General features: G+C 65.7%; 9 protein-coding genes. All 9 read left to right on the forward strand.

Annotated features, from left to right (window positions below; all coding sequences use genetic code 11):
- Nucleotides 1–350: 350 nt before the first annotated feature.
- The 9 genes from ahcY (at nucleotide 351) to NN5_RS17910 (ending at nucleotide 15,214) form a co-directional block, all read left to right on the forward strand.
- The gene (gene ahcY / locus NN5_RS17870; RefSeq protein ID WP_067736424.1) at nucleotides 351–1,760 is read left to right on the forward strand and encodes an adenosylhomocysteinase; all 1,410 of its coding nucleotides are present in this window, start codon (nucleotides 351–353) and stop codon (nucleotides 1,758–1,760) included.
- A 208-nt stretch (nucleotides 1,761–1,968) separates the two neighbouring features.
- On the forward strand, nucleotides 1,969–4,323 hold the full coding sequence (locus tag NN5_RS17875) for a sensor histidine kinase (protein ID WP_067736427.1): 2,355 nt from the start codon (nucleotides 1,969–1,971) through the stop codon (nucleotides 4,321–4,323).
- On the forward strand, nucleotides 4,320–4,766 hold the full coding sequence (gene tsaE, locus NN5_RS17880; protein WP_067736430.1) for a tRNA (adenosine(37)-N6)-threonylcarbamoyltransferase complex ATPase subunit type 1 TsaE: 447 nt from the start codon (nucleotides 4,320–4,322) through the stop codon (nucleotides 4,764–4,766). The genes NN5_RS17875 and tsaE overlap by 4 nt, the downstream gene beginning before the upstream one ends.
- The gene (locus NN5_RS17885) at nucleotides 4,763–5,761 is read left to right on the forward strand and encodes an aminoglycoside phosphotransferase family protein (protein WP_067736433.1); all 999 of its coding nucleotides are present in this window, start codon (nucleotides 4,763–4,765) and stop codon (nucleotides 5,759–5,761) included. Before tsaE ends, NN5_RS17885 begins: the two co-directional genes overlap by 4 nt.
- Nucleotides 5,758–6,483, forward strand: a complete 726-nt coding sequence (locus tag NN5_RS17890) for a nucleotidyltransferase family protein (RefSeq protein ID WP_067736435.1) — start codon at nucleotides 5,758–5,760, stop codon at nucleotides 6,481–6,483. The genes NN5_RS17885 and NN5_RS17890 overlap by 4 nt, the downstream gene beginning before the upstream one ends.
- Complete coding sequence (locus NN5_RS17895; protein ID WP_067736438.1) at nucleotides 6,476–9,466, forward strand: PD-(D/E)XK nuclease family protein; 2,991 nt, start codon at nucleotides 6,476–6,478, stop codon at nucleotides 9,464–9,466. Before NN5_RS17890 ends, NN5_RS17895 begins: the two co-directional genes overlap by 8 nt.
- Nucleotides 9,463–12,954, forward strand: a complete 3,492-nt coding sequence (gene addA, locus NN5_RS17900) for a double-strand break repair helicase AddA (protein ID WP_067736441.1) — start codon at nucleotides 9,463–9,465, stop codon at nucleotides 12,952–12,954. Before NN5_RS17895 ends, addA begins: the two co-directional genes overlap by 4 nt.
- 77 nt (nucleotides 12,955–13,031) lie before the next feature.
- Complete coding sequence (gene trxA / locus NN5_RS17905) at nucleotides 13,032–13,352, forward strand: thioredoxin (RefSeq protein WP_067736444.1); 321 nt, start codon at nucleotides 13,032–13,034, stop codon at nucleotides 13,350–13,352.
- Between the two features lie 593 nt (nucleotides 13,353–13,945).
- A complete protein-coding gene (locus tag NN5_RS17910; RefSeq protein ID WP_067736447.1) occupies nucleotides 13,946–15,214 on the forward strand; it encodes a Shedu immune nuclease family protein in 1,269 nt (422 codons plus the stop codon).
- Nucleotides 15,215–15,339 lie beyond the last annotated feature (125 nt).

Here is a 15,339-nt window from a genome sequence, read left to right on the forward strand (position 1 = left end):
GCATCCTTTCCTGCAAGTGAATCGCAACGCGCGCAGATATAGGGCGTGGGCGGATTACGGCAACGCCTCGTCGTGATGTATCCCGGTTTAGCGTAGGCCCCCAATTTGCATGGCGCGCAGCCGCGTCCGGTCTTCGCTGTTGCGGCCTGCCTGCCATAGGTCCGGCGAAAGGGAAGCGCCGGAGGTGATGGGATTGCACGAGAGCAGGGGCTCTTTCCGTCACCATATAAAGATATCTTTATATTTGCCTCGGGCGAGGGGAATGGGTAGGGAGCGTGCATTGCCGGTGCTGCGCATTGTCCCGTCCGGGATGCGGTGCCGTTTCGTAAACGACCCAGGAGTTCGCGCCCGTGGCCCACGCCAAGACCACTGCCCACGATTACGCCATCGCCGATATCTCGCTTGCCGAATTCGGCCGTGACGAGATCGCCATTGCCGAAACCGAAATGCCCGGCCTGATGGCCCTGCGCGAAGAGTTCGGTGCGTCGCAGCCGCTCAAGGGCGCGCGGATCACCGGTTCGCTGCACATGACGATCCAGACCGCCGTGCTGATCGAAACGCTCGTTGCGCTGGGCGCCGAAGTGCGCTGGGCCACCTGCAATATCTTCTCGACCCAGGACCACGCTGCCGCCGCCATCGCCGCGCAGGGCATTCCGGTCTATGCCATCAAGGGCGAAAGCCTGTCGGACTACTGGGACTATGTCGGCCGCATCTTCGACTGGGGCGATGAGCAGACCGCCAACATGATCCTCGACGATGGCGGCGATGCCACCATGTTCGCGCTGTGGGGCGCGCGCGTTGAAGCCGGCGAGCCGCTGTTCGAGCCCTCGAACGCCGAAGAGATCGAGTTCTGCCGCGCGCTCAAGGCCTTCCTGAAGGCGAAGCCCGGCTACCTCTCGCGCTCGGTCAATGCGATCAAGGGCGTTTCGGAAGAGACCACCACCGGCGTCCACCGCCTCTATCACCTCGCCAAGGACGGCAAGCTGCCGTTCCCGGCAATCAACGTGAACGATTCCGTCACCAAGTCGAAGTTCGACAACCTCTACGGCTGCCGCGAATCGCTGGTCGACGCGATCCGCCGCGCGACCGACGTGATGCTGGCCGGCAAGGTCGCTTGCGTTGCCGGTTTCGGTGACGTCGGCAAGGGCTCGGCCGCTTCGCTGCGCCAGGGCGGCGCCCGCGTGATGGTCACCGAGATCGACCCGATCTGCGCGCTGCAGGCGGCGATGGAAGGCTACGAAGTCGTCACCATGGACGAGGCCGTGAAGCGCTGCGACATCTTCGTCACCGCCACCGGCAACGAAGCGGTCATCAGCGGCGATCACATGGAGCAGATGAAGGACAAGGCCATCGTCTGCAACATCGGCCACTTCGACTCCGAGATCCAGATTTCCGCGCTCGACAACTACGAGTGGAAGGAAATCAAGCCGGGCACCGACCTTGTCACTTTCCCGGACGGCAAGCAGATCATTGTCCTTGCCAAGGGCCGTCTGGTGAACCTGGGCTGCGCCACCGGCCACCCGAGCTTCGTGATGTCCGCCAGCTTCACCAACCAGACGCTGGCGCAGATCGAACTGTTCACCAAGAACGACGAGTACGAGAACAAGGTCTATGTGCTGCCCAAGCACCTCGACGAAAAGGTGGCTGCGCTGCATCTCGAAAAGCTGGGCGTGAAGCTCACCAAGCTTTCGGCAAAGCAGGCTGCCTATATCGGCGTGCCGCAGGAAGGCCCGTTCAAGGCCGACCATTACCGCTACTGATGACGCGCCGCGGTTCGCCTTTGTGCGAGCGCGGTTGTGAGAAAAGGCCCGGGGCAGCATTGGCCTGTCCCGGGCCTTTTTCGTTCCGCCCGGTCTGCGGTGTGAACAGGGCAAATGCTATATTTGCCCGCATCGGGCGGTGGATTGCGCGAAGTTCATGACAGCCGCCCATTGTCATGGCGCGTTGTCGGCACCATAGCCGGTTGCAATGGACCTCGAACGCTTCCTGCCCCTGTTGATCGGATTGCTGCTCGGCGCCTGGACGCTGGTGGCGGCCTGGGCCGTGCTGGCGTCGCGGGCGCGCGAGAAGCGGACCGAAGGCCAGCTTCGTTCGGCGCGCCGTCTGGCCCGCATGGTGGAGGAATCGCCGGCCCTGCCGCTGCTGGTTCGCTCCGACGGGCGGATCGAGGCGAGCCCGCGCCTGGCGCAGTGGCTGGGACTCGACGCGGTTCCGCAATATCTCTCCGAGCTTGATGGCGGCGGGCGCGGGTTGCCCCGGAACAAGCTGGACGAGCTGACCGAAGCGGTGCGCCGCTGCCAGAAGACGGCCGCGCCGTTCCGCATGGTGGTAACGCCCGAGGGATCGACCCGCAGCCTTGCGCTGCGCGGCCATCTGGCGGACCCGCAGGTGTCGCCCGGCGGCGCCGCGCTCGTGTGGATCTTCGATTTCAGCGACAGCGAAAGCGAACTCGCGCGGCTGCGGGAAGAAGCCGCGCGGGCGCGTGGAGATTTCCATGCGCTCGTCTCGCTGATCGAGGCCGCGCCCATGCCGATGTGGTTCCGCCGGCCCGATGGCGAGATTCAGCTCGTCAATTCGGCTTACGTCGCGGCGGTCGGCGCGGCGAGTGCCGAGGCGGTCGTTGCGGGCGGGGTGGAGCTGATCGAGACGGTCGATGGCCTGACCCCGGCGCAAGTCGCCCAGAAGGCCGTCGAAAAAGGCGCGCCGGTCGAGCGGGTTGTCCACACGACCATCGGTGGACAGCGCCGCGCCCTGCGGGTCAGCGACTTGCCGCTGGGTGAGGACGGCATTGCCGGTTATGCGGTGGACATCGAGGACATGGAGGAAATGTCCCGCTCGTTCAAAGCCTTCCGCGATGCTCAGCGGGCGATGCTCGATCAGTTGTCCGCCGGTGTCGCGCAATTCGATGCGAAGCGGCGGCTCACGTTCGCCAACCAGCCCTTCCAGCGCCTGTTCAGCCTGTCGGCGCGGACCATGCAGGATCCGCCGGCCTTCGAGCGGTTTCTCGATGCGGCCCGCGTGGCTGGCCGGGTGCCCGAAGTGCGCGACTTCCCGGCATGGCGCCGCGAGCGCGCGGCATGGTTCGCGGCGGGCGATACGCACGAGGAAGCCTGGTCGCTGGCCGACGGGACGCATCTGCGCATCGTTGCCCAGCCGATGCCCGACGGCAGCCTGCTGATGATCGTCGAGGACCGGACCGAACAGCTCCGGCTCTCCGCTATCCGCGACACGCTGCTGCGCACGCGCACGGCCACGTTCGACAGTCTGTTCGAATCGATCGCCGTCTTCGCGCCGGATGGGCGTATGCAGACCTGGAACCGGCGCTTCGCCGCCGACTGGGGGCTCGACAGCGATTTCCTCGACACGCACCCGCATATCGAGAGCCTGCTCAAGAAGATTGCCTCGCGGCTCAAGCGGCCGGTCGAGGCGGAGACCGTGGGCACGGTGGTGCGCGCGGCCACGCTCGACCGCACCCAGAAGGGTGGCCGCATCGCGCTGGCCGACGGGCGTATGCTCGAATTCGCAGGCGTGCCGCTGCCCGATGGCAATGGCCTGCTCGCGGTGCTGGACATCACCGACTCGCAAAAGGTCGAGGATGCCCTGCGCGAAAGCAACGCGGCCCTGATCGAGGCGGATGCGATCAAGACCCGGTTCCTGGCGCACATGAGCTACGAACTGCGCAATCCGCTCAATTCGATCGGCGGCTTTGCCGAGATGCTCGAACACGGCCTGGGCGGCGATCTCACCGAATCCGGCAAGGACTATGTCGCCTCGATCCTTCAGGCCTCGGCCCAGCTTGGCGAGCACATCGACAGCCTGCTCGATCTTTCGCAGAGCGAGGCGGGCATGTTGCCGCTCAAGCGCGAGGAGATCGAGGTCATGCCGTTCCTGCGCGGGATTGCCGAGGAACGGGCGGTGCGGCTCGAAAAGGCGGGGCTGGTGCTCGACTTGCGGGCCAGCGGGCTGATGCGCCCGCTCTCGGCGGACCGCCGGCGGCTCGCCCGTGCCATCGGCCATCTTGTCGACAATGCCATTGCCGCCAGCCCGCGCGGCAGCCACATCCTGCTGCAAGTCTCGCGCCGCAAGGCGGGCGATGAGGACCTTGTGCAGATCCTCGTCCAGGACAAGGGCAAGGGGCTGGACAGCCGCAGCCTCGCCCGCGCGCTGGAAGGGATGAAAGTCAGTGCCGACGGAAAGCGGGTGGAGCGCCGTCAGGGGCTCGGCCTGCCGCTCGCGCGGCAATTGGTCGAGGCGCATGGCGGCACGCTCAAGCTCGTGTCCGAGCCGGGGCAGGGCACCAGCGCGATTGTCGAACTGCCGTGAAGATCGCGCTTCCCGATCTTGCCGCGATGGAACGTTTCGGCCGCACCCTCGCCGATGCCTTGCGGCCGGGCGATGTCGTGGCGCTGTCCGGCGGGCTCGGGGCGGGCAAGACCACGCTGGCCCGTGCGATCATCGCCGGGCTGGGGCATCAGGGCGAAGTACCCTCGCCGAGTTTTGCGATTGTCGAACTCTACGATCCGCCCGCGGTGCGCCTGCCGCTGGTCCACGCCGATTTCTATCGTCTGGCCCGGCCGGAAGAGGCGGAGGAGATCGGTCTCGACGATTACCGCGAAGGGGCGGTGCTGATCGCCGAATGGCCCGATCATGCCGGCGGCTTCGCGCATGAGCCGGGATGCCTCTCGATTGCGCTGGAAGTTCTGGATGACGGACGTATGGCCATTGTCGAGGGCGGGCCCGATTGGCTAGGGCGAATGCCGCAATGACATCGATTCCATCCGATCTTCCCGCCGATCTTGCTCCTTTCCTGGCCCATGCGGGCTGGGAAGGCGCTGCGGTGGAGCCACTGCCCGGCGACGCATCCTTCCGCCGCTACTTCCGCATTCGCAAGCTCAGCGGCGAGACCGCCATGCTCATGGATGCGCCGCCGCCGAAGGAGGACCCGGGGCCGTTCCTGCGCGCCGCGCGCTGGCTTGACGCCAACGGGATGCGCGCGCCGCGCATTCTTGCCGAGGATCCGCCGCGCGGTCTGGTCCTGCTGGAGGACTTCGGGCCCGCGCGTATGCGCGATTATCTGGACCAATGGCCCGATGACGAAGAGGCGATCTACAAGGCAGCCGTGAATGCCCTGGTGCATCTGCACGACCTGCCGCCCGGGCCGTTCCTTGATTATTCGATGATCGAATACCAGCGCGAGGCGCGTCTGTTCATCGACTGGTACTGCACCGCGCAGAACCTCTATGTCGATGTGAATGGCTTTACCGCGGCATGGGAAAAGGTGCTGAGCGACCTGTTGCCGCGCCAGCGCCCCGGGATCACGGTCCTGCGCGATTATCATGCCGAGAACATCATGCTGCTCGGATCGCTGGAAAAGCAGGGGCTGCTCGATTTCCAGGACGCATTGGTCGGCCATCCGGCCTACGATCTGGTCTCGCTGCTGCAGGATGCGCGCCGCGACGTGTCTCCCGAACTGGAGGCGCGGATGATCGAGCACTACATGCGGGCAACGCTTGTGGAGCCCGAGCTGTTCGTGGCCGACTATGCGCGGCTCGGCGCCCAGCGCAACACCAAGATTATCGGCATTTTCGTGCGGCTGTGGCGGCGGGACGGCAAGCCGCGCTATCTGGATATGATCCCGCGCGTATGGGCACTGCTGGAACGCGATCTCGCGCATCCGGCGCTTGCTCCGGTGGCGGCCTGGTTCGATGCCAATATCCCCGCCGATCTGCGGGCCGCGAACGGGGGGAAGTTCGACATATGACCGGGAAACCTCTCGCCAGCGATACGGCGATGATCCTGGCTGCCGGGCTGGGCAAGCGTATGCGTCCGCTCACGGCAACCCAGCCCAAGCCGCTGGTCCGCGTGGGCGGAAAGTCGCTGATCGACCACGCGCTGGACAAGCTGGAAAGCGCGGGCGTCGCGCACGCGGTCGTCAATGTGCATTATCTGGCGGACGCGCTGGAGGGCCATTTCAAGGTCCGCACGCGGGCGCCCGACATCCGGATTTCGGACGAGCGCGAGCAGTTGCTGGATACCGGCGGCGGCATGGTCAAGGCCGCGCCGATGCTGCCCGATCCGTTCTTCTGCCTCAACAGCGACAACATCTGGCTGGACGGGCCCAGCAATGTGTTCAGCGAGCTGTCCCAAGCCTGGGACCCCGAGCGCATGGACGCGCTGCTGCTGGTGGTGCCGCATACCCGGGCGCTGAACCATCGCGGCGAAGGGGATTTCCATCTCGATGCCGAGGGGCGCATTACCCGGCGCAAGCGGGGTTACATTGCCCCGTTCATCTACATGGGTATCCAGATCGTTTCGCACCGGCTGCTGCGCGACGCGCCTGAAGGGCCGTTTTCGACCAACGTGTTGTGGAACCGCGCGATCGAGGAAGGGCGCCTCTTCGGTGTTTCGCATATGGGGCTGTGGTGCGAAGTGGGCGAACCGGCCGCGATCAAGCCCACCGAGGAATGGATGAGCCGTGCCTGAGAGGGCAGGGCCCAGGGTTTACTCCATCGCCGCCCATCGCGGTTTTGCTGATGCCCTGGTGGCCGGGCTGGTCCCGCGCTACGCTGAGCCTGACCTCGGCCTTGCACGCCTGACCCTGCTGCTGCCGAGCCGCCGCACCGTGCGCACGGTGACGGAGGCTTTCGTCCGGCATTCCGGGCGCGATGCGGCAACGGGTTTGCTCCTGCCACGCATGGCCGTGGTGGGCGATCTCGATCTGGATGAGACGCTGGGGCCGCTGCTCGATCCGCTCGGCGCGGCCGATATTCCGCCCGCCGCCGATTCCACGCGCCGCTGGCTGCGCCTTGCGCACTATCTGCGCGAAGTGGAAGGTGAGAAGGCCGGGAAAGGCGCGGCCCTGCTGCGGCGGGCATGGGAAATCGGGCGCACCATGGACTGGCTGCTGGTCGAAGGCATCGCGCCGATCGACCTGATGTCCGAAAAAGTGATCGGCCTGGTCGGCGATCTCGCCGGGCACTGGAGCGACAATACCCGTACCTTCCTGATGGTGCAGCAATACTGGATCGCGGAACTGGCCGAGCGCGGCCAGATCGATGCGCCGGAGCGCCGCAACCGTCTGTTCGAACACGCCGCGCGGCGCTGGCGCGAGGAGCCTCCGCCCCATCCCGTCGTCGCGGCAGGTGTGACCAGCGCCTCGCCCGCGCTGGCGAAATTGCTGCGCGTGGTGAGCGAGCTGGAACGCGGCAGCGTGATCCTGCCCGATCTCGATCTGGCGCTGGCGCCGGAAGTCTGGGACGAACTCGGCACCGCCGGGGCGCCTGCCGAAAAGGACGATCCGCCTTTTGGCCGCCACGATGCCGTGACGCATCCGCAATATCATCTCAAGCTGCTGCTCAACCGCATGGGCATTGCCCGTGAGGAAGTGCAGCCCTGGCACCGTTCCGGCCTTTCCGCCGCACCGCCGGTGCGCAGCAAGGTGATTTCCAACTTGTTCCTGCCGCCGCGCGCCTCTGCGGTCTGGGCGGAGCTCAAGGCCGAACACCGCCGCCTGCCGGGCGTGCGGCTGATGGAAAGCACGCACCCCGGCGAAGAGGCGCAGGCGATCGCCGTGCTGATCCGCGAGGCGCTGGAAGAGCCCGAACGGCGCGTGGCGCTGATCTCGCCCGATCGCGGCCTGGCGGCGCGGGTGGTGTCGCACCTGCAGCGCTGGGGCATCGCGGCGGACGACACCGCGGGCCGTCCCTTGCCGCAGACGGCGGCGGGCCGCCTGTTGCTGCTGCTGGCCGAAGTCCTGGCGGATCAGGCCGCGCCGGTGCCGCTGATCGCGCTGCTGGTTCATCCGCTGGCGGGCGGCGGGGAAGGGCGCCCGCAGTGGCTGGAAAATGCCCGCAAGCTCGACCTTGCCCTGCGCGGCCCGCGTCCGGCCGCTGGGCTGGAGCCGCTTGCCGCGATTGCGGAAGAACACAAGCTGGGCGAGTGGTGGGGCACTGTCGAAGCCATCCTCTCGCCCCTGTTCGCATTCGGTGAGAGCGAGCCGTTCACCCGCCTGCTCGGCGCGCTGGCCGATGCGGCGGAGGCCTTGTGCGGCGAAGCGGTCTGGGCCGGGCCCGATGGCCGGGCGCTGGGCAGTTTCGTGGAGGACTTGCGCGAAGCCGCCGATGCGGCCGGAACCCTGCTCGATCCGCGCGAACTGCACGCGGTGCTGCGCGATGCCATGGACCGCGTCTCCGTGCGCCCGCCGTGGGGCGGGCATCCGCGCGTGGCGATCTACGGTCTGCTCGAAGCGCGGATGAGCCGGGCCGATCTCGTTATCTGCGGCGGTCTGGCCGAGGGCGTATGGCCTGCCTCGCCTTCGCAGGATTCGCTGCTGCCGCCTGCCGTGCTGCGCGCGCTGGGCGTGCCCGGCGCCGATTTCCGTATCGGCCTTGCCGCGCATGACCTTGCCGCAGCATTGGGCGCGCCCGAAGTGGTGCTGAGCTGGGCGCAGCGCGACGAGGGCGGGCCGGTGATCCCCTCACGCTTTGTGCTGCGGGTGCGGGCCATGCTGGGCGATCAGGCGGGGCGCCATGACGAGCGGGAAGCCTTGCGGCTTGCCCGGATGCTCGACGATGCCGCGCGCGTTCCCCCGCACCCGCGCCCGCAGCCCACGCCGTCCGCCGAAGAGCGCAAGGTGGATGTCTCTGTCACCGGGCTCGACCGTCTGCGCGGCGATCCGTACCAGTTCTACGCCAATGCCATTCTCGGCCTGCGCAGCCTCGATCCGCTCGACGCCGAGCCGAGCGCGGCGTGGAAGGGCGAAGTCGCGCACCTCATCATGCAGCGCTGGCACGAGGCGGGCGAGCCGCCGGACGGCCTTCACGCCATCGCCCAGCAGGTGCTGACCGAAGCGAACGCCCACCCGCTGATGCGCGTGCTGTGGTGGCCGCGCCTGTCTGCCGCGCTGGAGACCTTCGAGCGCATGATCCTGGGCGCCAAGGCGGAGGGCCGCGAAGTGCTCGGCGTCGAGCAATGGGGCGACATGCGTTACCGCGACGTGCGCATCCACGGCCGCGCTGATCGCATCGACCGCAAGGCGGACGGCACGCTGGCGGTGGTCGACTACAAGACCGGCCAGCCTCCTTCCGGCAAGCGCGTAGAGGAAGGCTTCGCGCTGCAACTGGGCCTCATCGGTCTGATTGCCGAGGCGAATGGCTTCAAGGGCATCGATGGCGATGTGACCGGATTCGAATACTGGTCCATGGCCAAGGCCAAGGACGGTACGATGGGCTATCAGTTCGAACCCGTGCTGGAAGGCCGCAAGAAGTCCGGCCTGCCGCGCGACGAATTCCTGCCGACGAGCGAGTTCTTCCTGAACGATGCGCTGGACCGCTGGATACTCGGCACCGAGCCTTTTACCGCGCGGCTCAATCCCGAACTCGGCAGTTATGCCGACTACGACCAGCTCATGCGCCTTGACGAATGGCTGACAACGCTGGGTGATACCGGCGCGGAGGATGCAGCATGAGTGGCGGCGCTACCGTCCATCCGCTGCACGGCAACCAGCGTCTTGCCGTCGATCCGCGCGAGACGGTGTGGCTTTCCGCCTCGGCGGGCACGGGCAAAACGCAAGTGCTGTCCTCGCGGGTGCTGCGGCTTTTGCTGCAGCCGGGGGTGGAGCCCTCGCAGATCCTGTGCCTTACGTTCACCAAGGCCGGCGCCACCGAAATGGCCGCGCGCATCAACGGCACCTTGGCCGAATGGGTGCGCCTCTGCGATCCGGACCTGTTCGTGCGGCTCGAAGCCATTGGTGCACCGGCCGATCAGGCCACGCTCGCCCATGCCCGCACGCTGTTCGCGGCCGTGCTCGATTGCCCCGGCGGTGGGCTTCGCATCGATACCATCCACGCCTTCTCGCAATGGCTGCTGGCGACGTTCCCGCTGGAGGCAGACCTGATCCCCGGCAGCCGTCCGATGGAAGACCGCGAGCGCGTGCTGCTGGCACGGCAGGTCTTGGCGGACCTGCTGGTCCATGCCGAAAGCGATCCGCTGGGCGATCCGCAATTGCTGCGCGCGGTGGAGGAACTTTCGCTGCGCCATGGCCCCGATGCGGTGACGGGTTTCCTGCTGCGCTGCGCCTCCGCGCGTGAGGCGTGGATCGGGCCGGGAAGCTGGCAGGCGAGTGACATGCGCCTGAACGTGCTGCGCCTGCTCGGCCTACCGAGCGACGCCGATGCGGACTGGCTGACGGCCATGTGCGGCGATGACGCGTTTGACACCCGCTCGCTGCGCCGCTGCATGGAAGTGAACCATGAGTGGGGCACCAAGACCGGGCTCGGCGCGGTCGATGCGATCAGCGAGTGGTTGCTGGGCACCCCGGCGCAGCGTCTGGACAGCATCGGTGCGCTGGCGGGCGTGTTCCTGACGCAAAAGGGCCTGCCCAAGGCGAGCACTTCGCAGGAAAAGCTCGATCCCGCCTATGCCGATTATGCCGCGCGTGTGGTGGAGTGCATCGCCCGCGTCCGTGCCGCGGCCGCGCTGCTGTCGCTGGCGGAGCGTCTGGTTCCGGCATTGCGTCTGGGCCGGGCCTTTGCCCTTGCTTGGGACGAGGCGAAGCAGCGCGAAGGCTTGATCGATTTCGACGACCAGATCCGCCGCGCCGCCGACCTGCTGGGCAGGAAGGATCAGGCCGACTGGATCCGCTACAAGCTCGACCGCCGTTTCGATCACATCCTCGTCGACGAAGCGCAGGACACCAATGCCGCGCAGTGGGACATCATCTTCGCCATGGCCGAGGAGTTCTGGGCCGGTCTCGGCCAGCGCGGCGATGTGATGCGCACGCTGTTCGTGGTGGGCGATTACAAGCAGGCGATCTTCCGCTTTCAGGGCACCAGCCCCGAAAATTTCCGCCGCGCTGGTGAGCGGGTTAGGCGTCAGATGCTGCAGGCGGCCGAGAACGCCGAGATGCTGCGCAGCAACGATCGCGCCCAGACGTTGGTCGAGCTGGGATTGGAGCGCAGCTTCCGCACAGCGAAAAAGGTGCTTGAATTTGTCGATCAAGCGATTGCTTCGATCGGACACCAAAGCTTCGGCCTCGACCGTGCTCCCGACGAGCACAAGGGGCAGGACCGCCCCGGCTATGTCGGCTTGTGGCAGCCCGTCAGCGAAACCGCGCAGGAAGCCGAAGAGGATGAGGATCAGGAAGAGGGCACCGCCCAGACCTGGCTCTCGCGCCCGGACCGGCGGATGGCGGACAATATCGCGCGGCAGGTCAAGGCCTGGCTCGATCCGCTGGGGCCGGGCTTCACGCTGGTGAAGGGCAAGCCGCGCCGGGCCACGGCGGGCGATGTCATGGTGCTGGTGCGCCAGCGCAAGGAACTGGCCGGGCTGATCGTCGCCCGGCTGCACGCGGCGGGCGTGCCGGTCGCGGGCGTCGACCGCCTGCGTCTGGGTGCGCCCTTGGCGGTGAAGGACCTTGTTGCCGCGCTGCGCTTTGCGGTGCAGCCGTGGGACGATCTCAATCTCGCCAGCCTGCTGGTCTCGCCGCTGGTGGGCTGGAGCCAGGAGCAGTTGCTGCAACACGGCTATCGCCCCAGGCACACGCGCCTGTGGGATCACTTGCGCCGCTCGCGCGAGGGCGATGCGGCTGCGGCCGTACAGCAGCTCACCGGGCTGCTGGCGCTTGCCGACTACGAGCCGCCGCAGGAATTGCTGCATTGGCTGCTGGTGGGGCCGTGGCAGGCGCGGCGCAAGCTGGTCGCCCGGCTCGGCAGTGAGGCGAACGATCCGATCGACGAACTGATCAATGCCGCCAAGGCCTATGTCGCCACCGATACGCCCAGCCTTGCCGGGTTCCTCGCCTGGTTCGATGCGGGCGACGGCGAACTGAAGCGCGAGGCGGACAATGCCGCGGGGCTGGTGCGGGTGATGACGGTGCACGGCTCGAAGGGGCTGCAGGCACCCATCGTCATCCTCGCCGATGCTACCGGCAATCCGGAAAGCGCGCGCGAACGCGGGCTCGACCTGCCCGATCCCGCCAACACCGCCCGCGCCATCCCGCTGCCGCCGCTCTCGCGAGAGGAAAAACAGGGCCGCATTGCCGAGCACATCGAGGCCAACCGGCAGGCCGACGAGGAAGAGCACTGGCGCCTGCTCTACGTGGCCATGACCCGTGCCGAAGAGGCGCTGTTCGTGGGCGGCGCGCTCAGCCGCCGGGACAAGGACGGGCCGCCGCCCAAGAGCTGGTACGCCCGCCTGCGCGAACTGTTCCCGCCCGAAGCGGAGATCGAGGACGCCATCTGGGGCACGCGCTGCGAACATGGCGCATTGCCCGCGCCTGTCCCGCCCGAGACCGGCGCGCCCGAGCTGCCGCTGCGCGAGCCGCTGCCGTCATGGCTCCAGCGCGGTCCGCCCGCAGAGCCCCGCCCGCCGCGCCCGCTCGCCCCCTCCGCGCTGGGTGAGGAGGATGCGCCCGACCCGCCGTTCCCGCCCGGCGCCGGCCGCGCCGCCGCCCGGCGCGGCACGCTGGTGCACAAGCTGCTGGAACGCCTGCCCGACGTGGAGATGGCCACGCGCGAAGACAGCGGCCGCGCCTGGCTCGCGCGCAATGCTGCCGATCTGCCGGAAGCGGAGCGCGATTCCATGCTGGCCACGGCGCTCGATGTGCTGGCGAACCCGGACTGGGCGGACCTCTTCGCCCCGGGCAGTCTGGCGGAGGTTCCCGTGGCGGCGGTCGTCGGCGGGCAAGTGGTGGCGGGCACGATCGACCGGCTGGTGATCGAGCCCGGCCGCGTGCGCCTGATCGACTACAAGACCGCGCGCCGCCCGCCCGAAACGCTCGGTCAGGTCCCGCGCGGGGTGCTGCGGCAGATGGGCGCCTATGCCGCCGCGCTCGAAACCACCTTTCCGGGCCGCACGGTCGAAGTGGCGCTGCTCTACACCACCGCGCCGCGGCTGATCACGGTTCCGGCGGACATTCTGGCCGGGCACAAGCCGGATTTGCCCCCCGATGAGTAAACCTTTCACGCTCAGCCGTTGCGCCGCGCGGTTTCGTCTCTAGATTAACCCAAAATCGCATTTCGAGGAGCTATTCGATGCCCACCATTGCCGTCACCGATGCCAACTTCGAGGAAGAAGTCCTCAAGTCCGACAAGCCCGTGCTCGTCGATTTCTGGGCGGACTGGTGCGGCCCGTGCAAGATGATCGGCCCGGCTCTGGAGGAAATCTCCGAGGAACTCGCCGATCAGGTGACCATCGCCAAGATGGACATCATGGCCAACAGCGACACCCCGATGCAGTTCGGCGTGAAGTCGATCCCCTACCTCGTGCTGTTCAAGAACGGCGAGAAGGTGGCCGACAAGCTCGGCGCGGCGCCCAAGAACGCGCTCAAGGGCTGGATCGAAGGCGCCCTGTAATCGCCGGAATTCATGCGGCCACCCCGGCCGGTAAGAACCCCTTTCGCCACGTGGCGGGAGGGGTTTTTGTTTGGGGGTGAGGGGTGAGGGGTGAGGGGTGATGGGGAAGGGGTGGAGATAGCTGACTTCGCGCGGCGTCGGCTATCGACCCACATTAGGTCGCTCAGGTCAGGCACCTTGGTCGTCCGTTTCAGACAAAAGCTGCCGATGGGACGCTTCGAAGCGGATAGTCGGCAAGCGGAGTAGTGGTACCGGTCGGCAGGCTTGGCGTCGAGCGCCTACTGGAGATCGTCAAAGACGAAGACGACGATCGTATCCTGCTGGCGTGTAGCTTCGGCTATGATCAGGTTCCGTGATCGTGCCGTGGGACCAGACGCTGCGCTCTCAGGAGCACGAAGTGCAAGACAGAGCGCGTCCACAAGACCTCCGGCTCAGTACAAGACTGCTCCTGATCGCCACCGGCATAGGCCGGGAATACAGGCCCGGTCCGCGCCAGCGGATAGAGCAGGTCGCCCGCAGGGCACCCCACCAGCACTTGCCTAAAAACAGTGTTTCCCGCTTAAAGCATCAGAAACAATTGGGGAATTCAAGCCATGCTCAGATTCGACGTCAAGAAAAATAGACTGACTTTAGAGTATGAACCAGAGATTTTCGAATCGCAGTGGCTCTGGGAGAAACTGAGAACTGAAGGCAAAGCGTCCGTTGGCAAGGTCTTCCATTTCAAGCGGGACGACTTGATGTCCAAGCCGAGCGAAGAACAGCTGGAAGGCAATATCGATACAGAATCGCTCATCTATCGATTCCCGCTCGCTCGCAGGTCAAAGGGCTATTGGCGGATCAAAGGTCGCAAGCTTGGAATCGAGAATGATGTCCTCTTTTCGACCGCCATAACATTGGAACGAAAATACTTCGCAGCCCATCTCGACATCTCGATTTTTGGGAGGATCGCGAGGATAGTGGACACAGCAGATGACATTGTCATCGGCGGTGATCACCCCAGCGCAATACCGTTCGATGAGTTTGAAAGACTGCTCAAGAAATTCCCAACCACAACGGAGGTGCGTCGCTACGCCGATGCGCGTGTTGCAGACGTCTTGGGCAATTATCTGGAAGGGATGCAGGATGCCCGGCGAAACTATGAAGACTATCTGAGCAAACGTAAGGCGATCGTCGAAGATGCCCCGCTGGAAAAGACGGAACTGCTGCAATCCGAGCTTCAGAAGTATCGGTTCATTCGCAAGACGGTCAAAAATTGGCTCGACGATTCTGAGACCCGTTGCGAGCGGGACTGGCAGCAGCTGCTGGTCTCATTTCTGCTCCTGCTGTTCCCCAAATATGTGGCGGTGCTGCAGAACATCACGATCCGCGATGATTATTCGAAGCCGGACAAAATCACGCCCCGATACCTTGATATCGGGTTGGTCGATTCATCCGGGCATCTGGACATCATTGAGATCAAGACGCCGCACAAAGTGAGCTTATTCGCCAGAGGCGATTATCGGGATAACCGCGTACCAAGCCGCGAACTCTCAGGGGCCATTATGCAGGCCGAAAAATACCTCTTCCACCTCTCGAAGTGGGGTGTGAAGGGCGAGCGGAAATTGACAGACACCTATCGCTCTGAACTCCCTGAAAGGCGTGATATCCGGATCACCAACCCGAAGGCGATCATAATGCTTGGCAGGGATCAACAAGCAGATGGAACTGACTTGACGGCTGCCGAGCAGCGGCTCGACTATGAAGTCATTCGGAGAAAATATGCCAACATGTTGGACATCATGACCTATGATGACTTGCTCCGCCGGTTGGACAATATGATCGGAGCTCTTCGTCTGCAGATCGGTCAAGAAGACGATTGCTGAAGCTATCGCCGGAGAAATTCGGCGGCGCGGCTCACAGCAACGGCCGCAGCAAAGATAGCCTTACGATCACCCTTCATGATACTCAGCCTGTGATCGATATAGGCGGTATGGTCGGTGCGAGGACC

Source organism: Novosphingobium naphthalenivorans NBRC 102051, assembly GCF_001590985.1.
Lineage (GTDB): Bacteria > Pseudomonadota > Alphaproteobacteria > Sphingomonadales > Sphingomonadaceae > Novosphingobium > Novosphingobium naphthalenivorans.

Coding starts and splice junctions, on each gene's coding strand:
- trxA (WP_067736444.1), top strand. CDS start 13,032: ATGCCCACCATTGCCGTCACCGATGCCAACTTCGAGGAAGAAGTCCTC.
- NN5_RS17885 (WP_067736433.1), top strand. CDS start 4,763: ATGACATCGATTCCATCCGATCTTCCCGCCGATCTTGCTCCTTTCCTG.
- NN5_RS17910 (WP_067736447.1), top strand. CDS start 13,946: ATGCTCAGATTCGACGTCAAGAAAAATAGACTGACTTTAGAGTATGAA.
- NN5_RS17890 (WP_067736435.1), top strand. CDS start 5,758: ATGACCGGGAAACCTCTCGCCAGCGATACGGCGATGATCCTGGCTGCC.
- addA (WP_067736441.1), top strand. CDS start 9,463: ATGAGTGGCGGCGCTACCGTCCATCCGCTGCACGGCAACCAGCGTCTT.
- NN5_RS17875 (WP_067736427.1), top strand. CDS start 1,969: ATGGACCTCGAACGCTTCCTGCCCCTGTTGATCGGATTGCTGCTCGGC.